The organism is Streptomyces griseomycini (assembly GCF_014203535.1).
In the GTDB taxonomy this organism is placed as follows: Bacteria; Actinomycetota; Actinomycetes; order Streptomycetales; family Streptomycetaceae; genus Streptomyces; species Streptomyces griseomycini.
The window spans coordinates 620648-635879 of sequence record NZ_JACHJI010000005.1; the positions used below are offsets into that span (position 1 = coordinate 620648).

Sequence of the window (15232 nt, forward strand, 5' to 3'; positions counted from 1 at the left end):
GCTTTCACGAGGTGGGCTGTCCGGCTGGTGATCAGGAAAGCGGAAAGTGCCTCTGACCAGCGAAAATGAGGATTGCTGAGGTCCTTGTTCCCGCCACCGCCGGAGGCACTTCCCAGGTGAAGAAGCGTATCGGGTCCTGTCCGCGTGTCCGCGTCGAGGGCAGTGGGCGCGGAGTGGTTGCGCAGGCCGGCGCGGTGCTGCTGGTGGAGACGGTCCGCAGGACCGGTTTGGATGCGGCGATATCGGCGGCACTGGGCGGGGACTGCCTGGCCGACGTCGGACTGCTGCGGGCCGAGCCGGCCGTGTTCGGACCGGTCGCCTCGGACTCGACGGTCTCCCGGCTCGTCGACACCCTCGCCGCCGGCGGGACGCGGGCTCTGACCGCCCTTCGCGCCGCCCGCGCCGACGTGCGCGAGCACGTGTGGGAGCTGGCCGGAGACGCGGCGCCGGACACCGGCGGGCAGGTGACCGTGGACCTGGACGGCGTCCTCGTCCTCGCCCACTCCGAGAAGCAGGACGCTGCTGCGACCTGGAAGAAGACCTTCGGCCACCATCCGCTGAGGGGCTTCGTCGACCACGGCCACGGGGGGTCCGGCGAGCCGGTCGCGGGCCTGCTGCGGCCCGGCAACGCGGGCTCCAACACCGCCGCCGACCACATCACCGCCGCCCGGCTGGCCCTGGCCCAGCTGCCGAAACAGTACCGGCGGGGACGGCAGACACTGATACGCACCGACTCCGGCGGCGGCACCCACGCCTTCGTCGCCTGGCTCGCGCAGCGCGGCAGGTGGCTGTCGTACTCGGTCGGCATGGCCATCACCGACGCCATCCATCAGGCCGTCCTGAAGGTGCCGGCCTCGGCCCGGGCGCCGGCCGTGGAACCGGACGGCGGCATCCGCGACGGCGCCTGGGTCGCGGAGATCGACGCCGGCAGCGACTGCGTGACCGGCTGGCCGAAGGGCATGCGGCTGATCGTCCGTAAGGAACGGCCGCACCATTCGCGACAAGGCGGTTGCACCGCACGTCACTTTTCACGGCCTGCTGACCCTCGCCGTCGGCATCGCCCTGGCCACCGAGCACCACAAGGACCCCGAGACCCAGGCCGACCGCCTCTTCCGCCTCGCTGTGGAAGGGCTCAGCCCTGAGCACGGCATCGCTGAGGTATCCGAGAACTCAGGATCTTCGGTACTGGTGGCAGAAAGTCCGCCGAACGGGCGGTTGTGACAAATGGAATGCCTAATCGGTGACAACCGACGTGCCTCGACCGGTCCTCTCCGCCAGCTCATCCGGCGTCGCCGGTGACAACTCCTGAGCTTCGGCTCACGGGCCGGCTTCCCGCAACGCACGAAGCTCCCGTGCCGTTGATGGGGGTGTTCTACAACGATGACGGCGATCCACCACAGGGCCTTCAGGGCGAATCCAGCCCCGAAAAGGATCAGCGTCAGAAGAAGAACGAGAAGTAGGGGAACAACTGCTTATCAACCTCCGCTGCTCCGCATGCCCCGCTCCCAGAACGCTGAGCCGTGAATCGACGCAGTTTGTTTTCCCTTTTCACGGGGAGGCTCGTCCGGTGGCGTTTCAGCACGGGTTTCACAGATAGCGGCGGATGGGCTGGACGGCGGCTTCGCGTGCCCTTTGCAGTACGGAGCGTCCCTTCCAACGGCCCGCCTGGATGAGCGTGCTGGCCGTAGTGTCGGCCTCGAAGTGTGCGTCCAGGGTGGCAGTGAACTCCTCGTCCAGGACAGCGAGCATGACCTCCTCGTCATGGTCGAGGGAACGCCGGTTGAGGTTGGTCGACCCGACGAGGGCCGCCGTGCGGTCCACGGTGATGACCTTGGTGTGCATCATGGTCGGCTGGTACTGGTAGATCTTCACCCCGCAGGCGAGCAGATCATCGTAGAAGTGCTGTCCGGCCAACTGGCAGACCCGCTTGTCGGTGTGCGGGCCGGGCAGCAGAATCTCCATCTCCACGCCGCGCCGCGCGGCGGCGCACAGCAGGCCGATGAAGTAGGCGTCCGGGGAGAAGTAGGCGGTCGCCAGCCGGAACCGCTCCTCGGCGGACTCGATCATGACGCGGATCAGGGTCTGCATGTCCTGCCAGCCGAAGCTGGCCGAACCACGCACCACCTGCACCACCGCCTCGCCCTCGGGGCAGTGCGTGGTGAACCGGTCGTGGTCGTCGAAGAGTTCGTCGTGGCACTCGGCCCAGTTCTGCGCGAACGCCGCGGCGATGCCGTCCACGGCCGGGCCGCGGACCTGGACATGCGTGTCCCGCCACTCGCGCGGGTTGCGGGCGTCCCCACACCACTCCTCGGCGATGCCCACGCCTCCGGTGAAGGCGGTCTGCTCGTCGACGACCAAGACCTTGCGGTGGCAGCGGTGGTTCTGCTTGAGCGGCGACAGGTACAGCGGCTTGCGGAACCACGCCACCTGCACGCCCGCCCGATCCATGTCATCCAGCAGGTTCTTCTCGATCAGCCGGCTGCCGAAGCCGTCCAGCAGCAACCGAACCCGAACGCCAGCTTGGGCCCGCTCGGCCAGCGCGTGAGCGAACTGGCGGGCGATGTCACCCTGCCAGTACACGAACGTCATCATGTCCACCGTGTGCTCGGCGGACCGGATGGCATCCAGCATGGCTGGGAAGATCTCGTCGCCGTTGCGCAGCGCGATCAGCGCGTTCCCCTCGGTCGCCGCGACGCCGATCAGGCGCTCCAGCCGCCGCCGTAGCCGCACGGCCCGCTCGCCGGCAGTTCTGTCGCCCTGCGCGCCGTCGGCAGGCCCCGGTATGTGCTGGGTGCTGGTCATCCTTCTCCTTCCGGACCGGCATCGAAAGCACCACGCCAGGCAGGCCCGGGCCGCCACGACGCACGGCGACTGTAGTGGCAGACACCGGGCACGACCCCCGGTCGATGCCGCGTGCTCTTCCCGCCCGTGCTCCAGTGACGAGGCGTCCGTCGATCGGTTGCTTGGTGCCTCGGAGTCTGCGCCAATGCCCGCAACGAGGTGAAAAGCCGAGTTCCTCACAGCGACAGTTCCTGGCAGGGCTGGGTAACCGCCGTCGGAAAGACACCCGTTGGCGGTTTGCCCCTACTGTGCTGAAAGGCTTCCACGAACGAGTCCAGCTCTGTTCTCTCCAGGACGAGTGTCGCTGCTCACCCGGCGATCGGATCCCACCTTGAGATCCTGCTGCGTCTCGTCGAGGCGCAGCAGGGATCCGGTGTCGCCGTCTGACCGACCACGCCGGGCGGCGTAGTCGCAGGTCATCTCGTCAGTACCAGCCGTTGGGCCGACCGGTGGCGCCGCGTTGTGCCGGCTGCCACAGGGGCTGAGGACTGCAGGGATCACATGGCGCAGTTGGCTCATAGCGTGCAAGCGGTCATGGAGCAGTCAGAGAAGGACGCCGGCGGACTGCACGCATTACCCACCTGTTGGATGTCACTTTCCTGTCCGTGCCCGGCGACGTCGCAGCTCCCTCGCGGCGCGGACGGGTCGCCGATGTTTCCGGCTGGTCACTCGGCACTCCTCCGCTGGACGCTCGCACGACGGACGTCACCGATCGTTGGCCCGCGGTTTGCTGCGAGAGGCTCACCACGTGGTGAGGGTCAGCCGCTGGCGGCGGCCACCAGCTTGCGCACGTTCTCGACGCTTCCGCAGCCGGACTCCAGATACTGCGCGCGCGCCTTGTGGAACGCCTGCCCCAGCTCGGCGCGGCGGTCATCGCTGACGTTCTCCCGCGCATCGTTGAGCAGGGTGCGCTCTTCCTCGTCCGCATGGTGGTTGACCGCCGTGACCAGCTCTTCGAGCTTCTCCTCCCACTGCTCGGATGATGTGTCCTCCACCTCCAGCAGAGAGAGCAGCGCTTCGTTGGCTTCGTGGTGTTCGTGGACGCTGTGGTCGACATCCTCGCCGTCTACGTTCTTGTAGCGCCGCAGGGCGGGGTAGACCTCATCCTCCTCGGCCGAGGCGTGTGCGATGAGCAGGTCCGCGAACTCCTCCAGCGCGGCGGCGCGATCCGCTTCAGCATTACGCATCGTACGGAAGAGGTCTTCCATACGGCGGTGGTCCTTCAGGATGAGCTCGACGACATCGGTGGATGACACAGGGACTCTTCCTTACTGCGGGTGACGGTGTTTTCGGTCTCGCGGATACCCGGCTCCGCGCAGATGAGGCATATGACTTTCGTCTGCCGCCTGCGTGCAGCGGCGCCGGCCAGCAGGGCCCGGGTGCGCGAGGACCTCTCCTGAAAAGGACCCGCCCCGCCCATGAAGGGCATGATCGACCAGGCTGCTTGCTGCCGACGCTCGCGCCGCTGCCCGCCCGGGATCCGTGCCTCGGAGCGCTGCCCGGCACTGTCACGTTGACTGATGGGGCGGAATGATCTTCGGATTGGTCATGCTGCCATGCTGGAGGGAGGTCGTCCGTGGCGAACGCGCCGCCGTCGTACAGAGGGCACCGGTACCCGGTCGAGGTCATCTTCCACCGCGTGTGGTGGTACTTCCGCTTCCCGCCCAGCTTCCGCGAGGTGGAGGAGCTGATGCTCCAGCGCGGCGTCATCGTCTCCCACGAGACGGTCCGACGATGGTGTCCGAAGTCCGGACAGGCCTACGCCGACGGACTGTCGCAGACCCCGGCCATGACTACCAGAACCCCGACCACGGCCCCCACCACAGCAGGCCACAGCAATGCGCAGACCGTCACGCAGCCGTCGGGCGCACGGTAGGGGCAAGCCCGGCGAGCGATGGGACACTATGCCGCCGTCCCACAGGCATGCGGAGCACGAGGCGGGGCAGCAGGACGGGCGGCTGGACGAAGGAGCAGACGTCCGGGTGCCGGCGGGAACACGGCGGGGCGGTGGCGGGCGAGACCTGGGGAGGTCACACGCCACCGCCCCGACGTAGGAACAGCCCGTCCCCACCACGAGCCGCGCGGAACGGTCAGTCAAAGACGTGTTGCTACGCGGATCAGGTCGGCGGCTGCGCGAAGTCGGCTCTGCGACGGCCAAGCGATCACGGCTGTCACGGGCAGGGCATCCAGGACCGGCACGGCGGCGAGATCCCGGCGCAGGTCGGTGCCGGCGGACTCGGGGATGATCGCGGTGGTGTGGCCGAGCGCGATCAGTCGGAAAAGCTGTGTCAGGTTTTGTGCCTCTGGCCCTGGCCCCTCCGGGTAGCTGCCGCTGTGGCTCGGCCAGCGTGCCATCGGGAGTTCCGGCAGTGCGGTGACCTCGGCCATCCGGATCTGGGAGCGGCCGGCGAGGGGGTGGGAGGCGGGCAGGATCGCCACCTGTCCCTCGGTGTACAGAATTTCGGTGTCGAGTCCGGCCGCCGAATCGAAGGGCAGGTGCAGCAGAGCCACATCGGCTTGCCCGTTGTGCAGCAGTTCCTGTTGCTGGTGCGCTTCGCAGAGCAGCAGATCGACGGTGGCTGCGCCGGGCTCCGCGCGGTAGGCATCGAGCAGTTTGGCCAGCAACTCGCCGGCGGTGCCGGATCTGACGGCGAGGACGAGACGGGGGCGGCTTTGCGCGGCCTGCTGGGCACGCCGCTCAGCAGCGGCTACCGCGCGCTGAGGATCGAGCGTGCCCCGGACAGCAGGACGGCCCCGGCCTCGGTGAGCGTGACCCTGCGGCTGGTGCGCTCCAGCAGCGTGACCCCGAGCTGTCGTTCGAGCCGGGCGATGGCGCGGGACAGGGGCGGCTGGGCTATCTCCAGACGCTGGGCGGCCTTGCCGAGGCGCAGCCATGCTCGGTCTCATGAGTGAGAAGACGATTGCGCTGGTCACCGGCGCGAACAAGGGAATCGGGTACGAGATCGCGGCCAGGCTGTCTGCGTTGGGTTGGAGCGTCGGTGTCGGCGCCCGGGACGAGCAGCGCAGGACGGACGCCGTGGCGAAACTGCGCGCGGCAGGCGCCGACGCGTTCGGCGTGCCCCTGGACGTGACCGACGAGAGCGTGACCGCCGCCGCGCGGTTGATCGAGGAGCGGGCGGGACGCCCTTGACGTGCTGGGCAACAGCGCCGGCGTCGCGAGCGGCCGGAGGAGCCTTCGGCCATCGATCTGGAAACCGTGCGGCGGTTGGTGGAGACCCATGTCATGGGCGTCATCCGGGTCACCAACGCGATGCAGCCGCTGCGCCGCTCGGCGCACCCGCGGATCGTCAACCAGTCCAGTCATGTCGGCTCTCTGGTGCTGCAGACCACGCCCGGCGTCGACCTCGGAGGGATCAGCGGGGCCTACGCGCCGACGAAGACCTTCCTCCACGCCGTCACCATCCAGTACGCCAAGGAGCTGAGCGGCACCAACATCCTGATCAACAACGCCCGCCCCGGCTACGTGGCCACCGACCTCAACGGGTTCAGCGGTACTCAGACCCCTGAACAGGGCCCCGGCTCAGACGCGACCGCCATAGCCGGTGCCAGGCAAGCCTGCTGCCGCTGGCTGCCGACAGGCCTCTTCGCAGGGAACCTTCCCAGCCGCGCCTCGTCCTTGGCCGCAGGACTCACTGTTTGGCCTCATCTGCCGCGGACACGCGTGTAGGGCGCTGCCGACTGGTGGCGGGAGACGTACACCCGAACATGAAGGGACCTGATCGATGCCGCAGGAGAAGGCCATGGGCCAGGCGCCTGACGAGCGGCCGGCGATGCCGCAGGAGGAGGCGGAGATTACGCCCCCTTACCGGTTCCAGCGCCAGCAGCGCCCCGGTCTGGAGGCGGAGATGGAAGTGCGGCCGCGCTACCTTGCCCCGTACTACCGCGGCTCCGGCAAGCTCCAGGGGAAGGTCGCACTGATCACGGGCGGCGACTCCGGCATCGGCCGCTCCGTCGCCGTGCTCTACGCCCGCGAGGGAGCCGACGTGGCCATCGTCTACCTCCCCGAGGAGGAGCGGGACGCCGCCGAGACACGCGAGGCCGTGGAGAAGGAGGGCCGCTCCTGCCTGCTGCTGCCCGGTGACTTGTGCGACCCGTCGTTCTGCGCCGACGTGGTGGAGCGGACTGTCGCCGAACTGGGCGGCTTGAACATCCTGGTGAGCAACGCTGCCTGTCTCAACAGCCAGAACGAGCTCACGGACCTGACGGCCGAGGACTTCGACCGGGTCTTCAAGACGAACGTGTACGCCTACTTCCACCTGGTCATGGCCGCGTTGCCGCACCTCTCCCACGGTGACGCGGTAATCGCCACGGCTTCTGAGGAGGCCCTCAAGGGCAGCGAGATGATGATGGACTACGCGGCTTCCAAAGCAGCCATGGTCGTCTTCACCAAGTCCATTGCCCCGCACCTGGCTGGCCGGGGTATCCGGGCCAACGTGGTGTCACCCGGCCCTACCTGGACCGTACTGAACGTGGCGGGTCAGCGGTTCCCCGACGACTACCTGACTGACCTGGGCAGTTCGGCCCCGATGGGCCGCGTTGCCCAACCGGAGGAAGTGGCTCCCGCGTACGTCCACCTGGCCTCGGACGCCGACTCCAGCTTCACGGTTGGAGAGGTGATCGCCGTTACCGGGGGCCTGACCGACACGCGCTGAGCCGACCGGAAAGGCGGCGCAGCTTGAGGCTGGCCGCCCGGGCCGTAGAACGAGCGGAACGTGTCTCTGCCGGATGGTCGATTTCATGCGGCTGTGCACAGCGGGGCGGACGCGGCAGCCGACTGTTGATCTCAGCGGTGAAAGGTCTGGCCTCGTTCGCCTGGTCTTGTCAGGGGCGGTGGCGTCCGGCTGACGGGCTGGCTGACCCGGTCCATTGCTACCCGATTGGCGACAGACCCTCAGCCGACCGACGCGCAGGATCTGGCCGGGTTGTCCGCAAGCCGTAGTAGCTGCGGGGATGTGTGCCGCTGTGTCAGGCCGGTCTCGTGCAGGGCCGACACGAGGATCCCTTCCCGCAAGGCCCAGGGGCAGAGCACAGCCTCCTGAAGTCTCAGGCAGCGCATGGTTGTGCGAGCGGTGATCGCTCCTGCCAGGGATTGCCGGCACGTGCACGCGAGACGCCGGGCAGCCTCGCCCGCTCTGGTGCAGGCAGCTCAGTCAGGGTGCCCACCGCGGCTTTCGGATCGCGGAGGGCCAGCCGACCAGGTGTCCTCGGGCCCGTGTGGCCAGGGTCGGCTGCGCACAGGCGGCCGAGCCGGTGAAGCGTGCGGGACGTGGCCACGGCGGTCCGAGGGCCCTGCCACTGGATGCGGGCGGCCACATCGCGCAGTTCGTGGCGGATCCGCTGCACCAACTGCGGTGCCGAGCTCACCGACGAACGGTGGCGGGCGGTCGAGCGCGTCGGCTGGGGCACCGCCCAAGAACCCCGTCCATCGCTGTGCGGGGACTGCGACCGGCAGGCCGACACCGACGTACAGCAAGCCTGGCCGGGCGCGCACCGGCACCAGGAGCACGACCAGGCCGTGCCCGAGTAGAAGGCCGGCGGCACCTGGCTCTCCCGCTTCCGCAGGTGACACGAGGCCCCGGCTGTCAGTGGCGGCTGCCAGGCTGAAGGGATGGACCGTGATGACGAGCAGCTGCTGCGCCGCCGGGTCTGCGGCGCCGACCACCCCGGCCCGCGACCCGAACGGACATCGTGATCACCGGTCGCGACCGGAGGGCCAAGGGCTGGTCGGCTGGAGCACGGCCTCGGTCAGGGCCCGGGAGCGCAGGCCGGCGATCTCCTGGTACTCGGGGTCGGCCACCATGCGGCTGAACGCCGCGCGATCGGGGTAGCGGACGAGCAGCACCGCGTCCCAGGCCTGCCCGTCCTCGGCGACCAGGGGAGTGCCGCCATTGCCGGCGTAGAGCAATTCGCCTCCGTACCGCTTCAGGAAGGCGGCTGCCCGTCGCGAGTACTCCTCATAGGAGGCACGGCCGTCGGGAACGAAGCGCAGCAGGTTGAGCATGACGACAGGACCACCGGGATCCTCCGCCATCAACCGTGCGAGATCGGCTCCCTGAGGGTCGACGGCCATGGGCTCCTCCTTCTCGTCGGGGCGGCGCGCCGGTTCCGGTGGAGGCGTGGCGCCGGGCAGAAGCCTAGGGGTGGAGCACCCCTTTTGCATACCGTCTGGTCGGTGCGCCTCTGAGTGTGCCGGGATCGCCGAGACCTGCCGTGCCCGCGGAGGGCCCGCGAGCGGTCCTGACGGTTCTGAAGAAGAGGAGTGGGTGAGGCCCGTAGCGGGTCTCCGTCACCGGCAGGTGCCGGCGACGGACGCACCGCGCAGTGGTCGCAGGGACTTGGCCGGTCGACGGGGACACGAGGCGAGCCTCTGGCTGTCAGCCCAGTGAGGTGATCAGGTCGTTGCACGCCTGCTCGCAGCGTCGGCACGCCTCGGCGCAGACGCGGCAGTGTTCGTGCTGGTCGGCGTGGCGTTCGCATTCGTCGCCGCACGCCTTGCAGACGGTGGCGCACGCCTGGAGGATCGCGCGGGTGACGTTGGCGTCGTAGCCGGTGTGGCGGGAGAGCACCGAGGCGGTGGCGTTGCAGATGTCGGCGCAGTCGGCGTTGGTGCGGATGCACTTGGTTAGCTCGCTGACCATGTCTTCCGACATGCAGGCGTCCGCGCACGCGGTGCACGCCTGGGCGCAGGCGATGCATTCCTCGATGCAGTGGGCGAGCTTGTCGCGGTCGACGCCGCCCAGGTCGGCGGGGTAGGTGTCGAGCATGTCCTTGACCGCAGTGGTCACGGGGGCCTCCGGGATCGGGGTCTGGTGCGGCGGTTGCCGCCCTGTACGCGTAACACCGGGGAGGGAGTGGAAAACCTGTCTCTGTCCTGCGGCCCGCAAGTGGACGATGGTCGCGGGGTGCCGTGCCGGGGCTTGTGGGAACGCGGTGAACCCTGCCGTGAGCACCGGACAAACGGCTTGGCATTACGCGCCGGTGAGCTTTTCGAGGGGTGTTCAGACGAAGGCGAGGGACAAGACCGAGGCCGGGGTGGTCGCTCCGCATGACCGTTTCCGCGTCTGTGGAGCTGATCCCTGAGTCCGGGCTACGCGAGACGATCGCTGTGCTGGTCAGGCTCGTCGAGACGGCGGGGGCACTGATCGTCTTCATCGGTGCCGTGTGGGCTTTCGTCCGCTTCGCGGCGGCGCTGCTGCGCGGCCGGGGACACACCGGTGTTCCGACCGCATCCGGCTGACCCTGCGGCGCTTCCTGGCACTGGGCCTGGGATTCCAGCTCGCCGGGGACGTCCTGCGCACCGCGGTCGCGCCGAGCTTCACCGAGATCGGTCAACTGGCGGCCATCGCCGCCATCCGTACCGCGCTGAACTTCTTCCTGTCACGGGAGATCGCCCGGGAGCGCGCAGAAGTGTCCGCTGACCAGTCAGGGCAGCACACAGCGGCCTCCCGCCCGGCCGAGGGCACACCATGACGGACGCCCTCACCGCGGCCGCACTGCTGATCACGGCAGCCGGCATCCTCAGCGCCGTCACAGTCTGTGCGATGTCCCGGCGGATCGGCCACGCCCTGCCCGTCCTGCTCGACTTCCTCAGCGCAGCCGGACTCGTCCATCTGGCCGCGGACGTCTCCTGGAACAGCATCCTGGTGGTCGCCGCTGTCATCACCGTCCGCAAGGTCGCAGCCATCGGGATCACGGTGACCCCGCGACCGCAACCATGATCTGCAACGCTTGCCGCACGCAGAGCCTGAGCTCAGAAGCCCAGACAGTCGGCTGAACGTCCTCCGAGTTGCGAAGGGACACCGTGAGCGGTCGGCAGGACACGTCCGGCGGGGAACGCCCCAGCGGCAGTGGCCGGGGCAACGGTGATCGCCGCTGCCTCCGTCGGGCAGGTGGTTCCCACTCCCGCACGGATAACAGTCGCCGATGGACGGGTACCTGTGGGCAGCCCGTGCGTTTCCTCCGAACTGGAAGAGGCCGCCTGTGAGTGACCGGATCGCGGATGTCTGGGGCGCGCGCACCCCGCACCCGAGGGACACGCCCTGGCCGGTGCGTGTCGACACCCACCTGGACGCCTCGGTGGCCGAGGAGGACGTGGACCGGTGGGTGCAGTCGGCGTGCGTGCTGTGCAGCAACGGATGCGGCTGCGACATTGCGGTGAAGGACGGCCGCATGGTGGGGGTCCGGGGCCGCGCGGCCGACACCGTCAACCACGGCCGGCTGGGCCCCAAGGGGCTGTACGGGTCGTGGCAGTGGAGCCGCACCGACCGGCTCACCCGCCCTCTGGTCCGTGACGCCGGCGGTGAGCTGGTCGAGTGTGACTGGGACACCGCGATGGGCCGCATCGTCGAGCGCTCCCGGCAACTGCTGGCGACCGACGCCGGGGCTCTCAGCCACGCCTTCTACACCTCCGGCCAGCTGTTCCTGGAGGAGTACTACACCCTGGGCGTGATCGGGAAGGCGGGGCTGGGCACGCCGCACATGGACGGCAACACCCGGCTGTGCACCGCGACCGCGGCGGCCGCGCTGAAGGAGAGCTTCGGCTCGGACGGGCAGCCGGGCAGCTACAGCGACATCGAGGCCACCGACGCCGTGTTCCTGTTCGGGCACAACATGGCCGAGACCCAGACCGTGCTGTGGATGCGCATTCTGGACCGCATCCACGGCCCGAACCCGCCCAGGATCGTCGCCGTCGACCCCCGCATGACCAAGGTCGCCGAGGCGGCACGGTCCACCGGCGGGGTGCACCTGGCACCGCTGCCGGGCACCAACCAGGCGCTGATGAACGCCCTGACCCGCGAGGTCATCCACGAGGGCTGGCTGGACGAGGACTACGTCGCGGCCCACACCCTGGGCTTCGACGAGCTGAAGGCCACCGTCGAGCCCTACACTCCCGAGCACGCCGCAGGCATCTGCCGTGTCCCGGCCGAGGACATCCGCCGCGCCGCGCAGATCTTCGGGACCTGCGAGCGGGTGCTGTCCACGGTGCTGCAGGGCTTCTTCCAGTCCCACCAGGCCACCGCCGCCTCGTGCGCGGTGAACAATCTGCACCTGCTGCGCGGGATGCTGGGACGCCCCGGCTGCGGGATCCTGCAGATGAACGGCCAGCCCACCGCCCAGAACACCCGCGAATGCGGTGCCGACGGAGACCTGCCGGGCTTCCGCAACTGGGACAACCCGCACCACGTCCAGCAGCTGGCCGACCTGTGGAACGTGGACCCGCTGATCATTCCGCACTGGGCGCCGCCGACGCACGCCATGCAGATCTGGCGCTACTGCGAGCAAGGCTCCATCGGCCTGCTGTGGATCTCCGGGACCAACCCCGCGGTCTCGCTGCCCGAGCTGCCCCGCATCCGCAAGATCCTCGGGCAGGACTCACTGTTCACCATCGTCCAGGACGGCTTCCTCACCGAGACCGCCCGCTTCGCGGACGTCGTGCTCCCGGCCGCCCTGTGGGGGGAGAAGCAGGGCACGTTCACCAACGTCAACCGCACCGTCCACCTGTCGGACAAGGCGGTCGAGCCGCCCGGCCAGGCCCGCAGCGACCTGGACATCTGGCTCGATTACGCCCGGCGCATGGACTTCCGGGACAAGGACGGCGCCCCGCTGATCAAGTGGTCCGACCCCCAAGGGGCGTTCGAGGCGTGGAAGGAGTGCACCCGCGGGCGTCTGGTGGACTACACCGGCCTGACCTACGACAAGCTGCGCGGCGGCAGCGGTATCCCCTGGCCGGTGAACGAACAGGCACCCGGGGGAACCGACCGCCTCTACACGGACGCGAACTTCCCCACCCACCCGGACGTCTGCGAGACCTACGGCCACGACCTGCTCACCGGCGGGGTGCTCAGCGCGCAGGAGTACCGTGCCAAGAACCCCGACGGCCGTGCGTTCCTGAAGGCAGCCGCCTACGTCCCACCGCCGGAAAGCCCGGGGGAGGACTATCCGTTCGCCCTCACCACCGGCCGTACCGTCTACCACTTCCACACCCGCACCAAGACCGGGCGCTCCCGCCAGCTGCGCCGCGCGGCGCCCGGGGTGTGGGTGGAGCTGTCCGTCGACGACGCACAACGGCTCGGCGTGGGGGAAGGCGACCTGGTACGGCTGGAGTCACCGAGGGGAACCATGCAGGCCCCGGTGCGTATCGGCCGCGGCCGGGACGGCGTGGTCTTCACACCGTTCCACTACGGCTACTGGGACCAGACCGACACCGACGGCGCCACGCCCGGCGATCACCCGCGTGCGGCGAACGAGCTGACGATCACCGAATGGGACCCGGTCTCCAAGCAGCCGCTGTACAAGACCGGGGCCGTCAGGGTCACGAAGATCGCCGACGCCGCCGGTCCCTCGCCCGCCCCCACCACCACGGCATCCGCACCGGCCGGCCCGGACAGCGTCCCGCCCACCGTCGGCGACCCGGACGCCGACGTGCGCGAACACCCCCACGCCACCGCACCGCCGCAGCCCCCGCGGCAGCCGGAAGCCTCGCCGGAGCAGCCCGGCTCCGCAGGCACCACGACGTCCGCCACCGGTTCGGAGGACTGATCCCCATGCACCTCGCCACCTACGTCGGCCTGCAGCACGCCGCGTCCCGGACGCTGGCCGACGCCTTCCGCCAGGTCGCCGACGGCCACGCCGCCGAACCCGACGTGCACTCCCTCTGCCACACCCTCGCCCGGATGAGCGACGCGCACGTCGGCAGACTCGCGCCGGTCGCCGACCGCTACGGCGAACAACGCGAGGACGAGCCCGAGCGACTACACGCCGACGGGCTGTCCCGCACTCGCTCCGGCGGTGTCGGCCTCCTGCGCGACCTGCAGGACCTCTACACCCTGGCCTCCTTCGTGGACATCACCTGGACGGTCCTGGGCCAGGCAGCGCAGGGGACACGTGACCGCGAACTGCTGGACGTCGTGGACACGTGCAAGACGGACACCCAGCGCCAGCTGAAGTGGCTGAACACCCGCATCAAACAGGCCGCCCCCCAGGCACTGATCGCCTCCGCAGCCACCACCTGAACCCGGCCGCCGGAAGACGGACCGAGCCTCGGGCACCGCGGACGCCGAGCCTTCGGCAGGCCCGGTTGTTCATGTTCCGCGAGTCCGCCGGACACACGGGGCTCTGTTCCGCACAGCGGCGACGTGTCCCGGGCCGGGCGGCGCCCAGCAGGGATACGGAGGGTGGTGGCCACACCCGGCCGCTCCTGAGGAGAGGTGAATGACAGACAGCCGATCACCGGATCAGACGCCGCCCGTCGTGGTTCACTTGCGCCCGCTGGCCAGCCCTCTTCCCACGGGCTTCCTGGGACTGGCCGGCGGAACGTTCGTTGTTGCCGCGTCGCAGCTGGGATGGCTGCCGCCGACTCAGGGCAAGGCCGTGGCGATTGTCCTGCTGGCCTTCGTCTTCCCCTTGCAGTCCGTGGCTTCGGTACTCGGTTTCCTGTGCCGGGACGATGTCGCGGCGACCGGCATGGCCGTGCTGTCCGGAACCTGGCTGTCCCTGGGCCTCATCACGCTCACCTATCCGCCCGGGAGCACCAGCAAGACCGCAGGACTGCTGCTCCTGCTCGCCGCCCTGGCGTTGTGGGTTCCGATCACCGCCGGCGGTACGGCGAAACTCGTCGCTTCCCTCGTCCTCACCGTGGCTTCACTGCGATTTCTGGCCACAGGTGTCTACGAGCTTTCCGCGGCGGAATCCTGGAAGCACGTCGCGGGTGTCATTGGCCTGGTCCTCGCCGCTGTCGCCGTCTACGCTTCCCTCGCCCTGGCTCTCGAGGACCAGCGTCGCCGAACTGTACTGCCGACATGGCGCCATGGAGAGGGCGCTGAGGCACTGACCGGGGACTGGCCGTCCCGGTCCGGGCACGTGGCCGGCGAAGCCGGCGTCCGTAGTCAACTGTGATCGACTGGTTTCGCGCCCTTCCCCGGCCTGGCGGATTCGGTAGCGAAGGCCTTCGGCCGCATACCCGGTTCGATGGCGAGCCGCTTGACCGGGGCCGTCCCGGGGTCTCCCGGGCAGAGGCCGGGCCCAGGCACTCAGAGAGCTGCCAACCGGTCAGGTGGCGTGCTTGGTCCGTCGGCGGCACGCACAGGAGCGCAGAAGCCCAGTCATGGCTCCGCCCTGCCGCGCTGCGACCGTTCGGGTGTCGGCACGGCCAACAAGGTACGCCGTGATCGCGGCGGGGCAGCCGCAGGAACATGCTGAACGTTCTGCTGACCACAGCCGGTGCCCTGGCCCTGGTGGTGGCCGCGCTCTCCCGGCGCATCGAGCAAGCCCCGCTAAGAGGTCCTAACAGAAGTTGTTGATCAAGTGACCGTCGACTTGTCCGCTCGTTGGTCGGGGCATGGAGAAGCGTCAGTCGCGGCCGTGGATCGTG

12 protein-coding genes and 6 pseudogenes are annotated in these 15232 nt (G+C 69.2%); 12 read left to right on the forward strand and 6 right to left on the reverse strand.

The window, feature by feature from the left end:
• Positions 1-116: 116 nt before the first annotated feature.
• Positions 117-1004 (forward strand): annotated as a pseudogene (locus tag FHS37_RS17515) (transposase); the annotation flags it as partial.
• A pseudogene (locus tag FHS37_RS39610) lies at positions 988-1221 on the forward strand (TetR/AcrR family transcriptional regulator); the annotation flags it as partial. The pseudogenes FHS37_RS17515 and FHS37_RS39610, both read left to right, overlap by 17 nt.
• 152 nt (positions 1222-1373) lie before the next feature.
• On the opposite strand, the pseudogene FHS37_RS17520 reads toward FHS37_RS39610, so the two are convergent.
• The 3 genes and pseudogenes from FHS37_RS17520 to FHS37_RS17530 form a co-directional block, all read right to left on the reverse strand.
• A pseudogene (locus FHS37_RS17520) lies at positions 1374-1442 on the reverse strand (hydrophobic protein); the annotation flags it as partial.
• A gap of 145 nt (positions 1443-1587) precedes the next feature.
• Positions 1588-2802, reverse strand: coding sequence for a phospholipase D-like domain-containing protein (locus tag FHS37_RS17525; protein WP_184822080.1), 1215 nt, complete (start codon positions 2800-2802; stop codon positions 1588-1590).
• A 797-nt stretch (positions 2803-3599) separates the two neighbouring features.
• Positions 3600-4097 (reverse strand): hemerythrin domain-containing protein, encoded by a 498-nt coding sequence (locus FHS37_RS17530; RefSeq protein ID WP_184822082.1) that lies wholly within the window; start codon positions 4095-4097, stop codon positions 3600-3602.
• Between the two features lie 320 nt (positions 4098-4417).
• Here FHS37_RS17530 and FHS37_RS17535 point away from each other — a divergent pair.
• Positions 4418-4606, forward strand: a pseudogene (locus FHS37_RS17535) (IS6 family transposase); the annotation flags it as partial.
• Positions 4607-4935: 329 nt separating this feature from the next.
• Here the strand turns inward: FHS37_RS17535 and FHS37_RS17540 are convergent.
• Positions 4936-5732, reverse strand: a pseudogene (locus FHS37_RS17540) (LysR family transcriptional regulator).
• Positions 5733-5746: 14 nt separating this feature from the next.
• On the opposite strand from FHS37_RS17540, the pseudogene FHS37_RS17545 reads away from it, so the two are divergent.
• From FHS37_RS17545 to FHS37_RS17555, 3 genes and pseudogenes are all read left to right on the forward strand, one after another.
• Positions 5747-6529 (forward strand): annotated as a pseudogene (locus tag FHS37_RS17545) (SDR family NAD(P)-dependent oxidoreductase).
• 73 nt (positions 6530-6602) lie between these two features.
• Positions 6603-7514 (forward strand): SDR family oxidoreductase, encoded by a 912-nt coding sequence (locus tag FHS37_RS17550; RefSeq protein ID WP_230534922.1) that lies wholly within the window; start codon positions 6603-6605, stop codon positions 7512-7514.
• Positions 7515-8128: 614 nt separating this feature from the next.
• Entirely contained in the window at positions 8129-8389 is a 261-nt protein-coding gene (locus tag FHS37_RS17555) for a hypothetical protein (protein WP_184822084.1), read from the forward strand.
• Positions 8390-8554: 165 nt separating this feature from the next.
• Here the strand turns inward: FHS37_RS17555 and FHS37_RS17560 are convergent, their stop codons facing one another.
• Positions 8555-8932 carry a DUF1330 domain-containing protein gene (locus FHS37_RS17560; protein WP_184822086.1) on the reverse strand — a complete coding sequence of 126 codons (378 nt, stop codon included), beginning with the start codon at positions 8930-8932 and terminating at the stop codon, positions 8555-8557.
• Positions 8933-9236: 304 nt separating this feature from the next.
• Positions 9237-9647 carry a four-helix bundle copper-binding protein gene (locus FHS37_RS17565; protein ID WP_229890243.1) on the reverse strand — a complete coding sequence of 137 codons (411 nt, stop codon included), beginning with the start codon at positions 9645-9647 and terminating at the stop codon, positions 9237-9239.
• A 260-nt stretch (positions 9648-9907) separates the two neighbouring features.
• Between FHS37_RS17565 and FHS37_RS39615 the strand changes: the two genes are divergently transcribed.
• The 6 genes from FHS37_RS39615 (at position 9908) to FHS37_RS17590 (ending at position 14757) form a co-directional block, all read left to right on the forward strand.
• The gene (locus tag FHS37_RS39615) at positions 9908-10099 is read left to right on the forward strand and encodes a hypothetical protein (protein WP_229890249.1); all 192 of its coding nucleotides are present in this window, start codon (positions 9908-9910) and stop codon (positions 10097-10099) included.
• Positions 10024-10332, forward strand: a complete 309-nt coding sequence (locus tag FHS37_RS39620; protein WP_229890242.1) for a DUF1622 domain-containing protein — start codon at positions 10024-10026, stop codon at positions 10330-10332. The genes FHS37_RS39615 and FHS37_RS39620 overlap by 76 nt, the downstream gene beginning before the upstream one ends.
• Positions 10329-10580 (forward strand): hypothetical protein, encoded by a 252-nt coding sequence (locus FHS37_RS17575; protein WP_184822088.1) that lies wholly within the window; start codon positions 10329-10331, stop codon positions 10578-10580. The genes FHS37_RS39620 and FHS37_RS17575 overlap by 4 nt, the downstream gene beginning before the upstream one ends.
• 262 nt (positions 10581-10842) lie before the next feature.
• A complete protein-coding gene (locus tag FHS37_RS17580) occupies positions 10843-13401 on the forward strand; it encodes a molybdopterin-dependent oxidoreductase (RefSeq protein ID WP_184822091.1) in 2559 nt (852 codons plus the stop codon).
• Between the two features lie 5 nt (positions 13402-13406).
• Positions 13407-13874, forward strand: coding sequence for a hypothetical protein (locus FHS37_RS17585; RefSeq protein ID WP_184822093.1), 468 nt, complete (start codon positions 13407-13409; stop codon positions 13872-13874).
• 199 nt (positions 13875-14073) lie between these two features.
• A complete protein-coding gene (locus tag FHS37_RS17590; RefSeq protein ID WP_184822095.1) occupies positions 14074-14757 on the forward strand; it encodes a GPR1/FUN34/YaaH family transporter in 684 nt (227 codons plus the stop codon).
• The last annotated feature ends 475 nt before the right edge of the window (positions 14758-15232 follow it).

Excerpts from the sequence above, each read along its gene's own strand:
- FHS37_RS17525 (WP_184822080.1), bottom strand. The coding sequence starts at position 2,802 with ATGACCAGCACCCAGCACATACCGGGGCCTGCCGACGGCGCGCAGGGC.
- FHS37_RS17550 (WP_230534922.1), top strand. The coding sequence starts at position 6,603 with ATGGGCCAGGCGCCTGACGAGCGGCCGGCGATGCCGCAGGAGGAGGCG.
- FHS37_RS17560 (WP_184822086.1), bottom strand. The coding sequence starts at position 8,932 with ATGGCCGTCGACCCTCAGGGAGCCGATCTCGCACGGTTGATGGCGGAG.
- FHS37_RS39615 (WP_229890249.1), top strand. The coding sequence starts at position 9,908 with ATGACCGTTTCCGCGTCTGTGGAGCTGATCCCTGAGTCCGGGCTACGC.
- FHS37_RS17575 (WP_184822088.1), top strand. The coding sequence starts at position 10,329 with ATGACGGACGCCCTCACCGCGGCCGCACTGCTGATCACGGCAGCCGGC.
- FHS37_RS17585 (WP_184822093.1), top strand. The coding sequence starts at position 13,407 with ATGCACCTCGCCACCTACGTCGGCCTGCAGCACGCCGCGTCCCGGACG.
- FHS37_RS17590 (WP_184822095.1), top strand. The coding sequence starts at position 14,074 with ATGACAGACAGCCGATCACCGGATCAGACGCCGCCCGTCGTGGTTCAC.